This is a genomic window from Streptococcus sp. OH4692_COT-348 (assembly GCF_003859975.1).
Classification (GTDB): Bacteria; Bacillota; Bacilli; order Lactobacillales; family Streptococcaceae; genus Streptococcus.
The window spans coordinates 1-326 of record NZ_RQZB01000074.1; the positions used below are offsets into that span (position 1 = coordinate 1).

1 protein-coding gene is annotated in these 326 nt (G+C 43.9%); it reads left to right on the forward strand.

Annotation, left to right across the window (positions count from 1 at the left end):
• Positions 1-326 (forward strand): SSURE domain-containing protein (locus EII37_RS10950; RefSeq protein ID WP_185696017.1); only part of this gene is annotated, 326 nt, incomplete at both ends.

Sequence of the window (326 nt, forward strand, 5' to 3'; positions counted from 1 at the left end):
AAAGACACAGTAGACGTTCCAGCTACTTACCTAGATAAAGCTAACTTCCCTGGTCCATTCACAGCTGGTGTCAACCAAGTTATCCCGTACGAATTCTTCGCAGGAGACGGTATGTTAACCCGCCTTATCTTGAAAGCCTCAGACAAGGCTCCATGGTCAGACAATGGTTCAGCTAAAAATCCCGCTCTTCCACCAGTAGAAAAATTGGGCAAAGGTCTCTACTTCTATGAAGTAGATTTGGCAGGCACCCAAGGTAAATCTGATAAAGAGTTGCTTGACCTCTTGAAACAAAACGGCACTCAAAGTTATAAAGCTACCATCAAAGT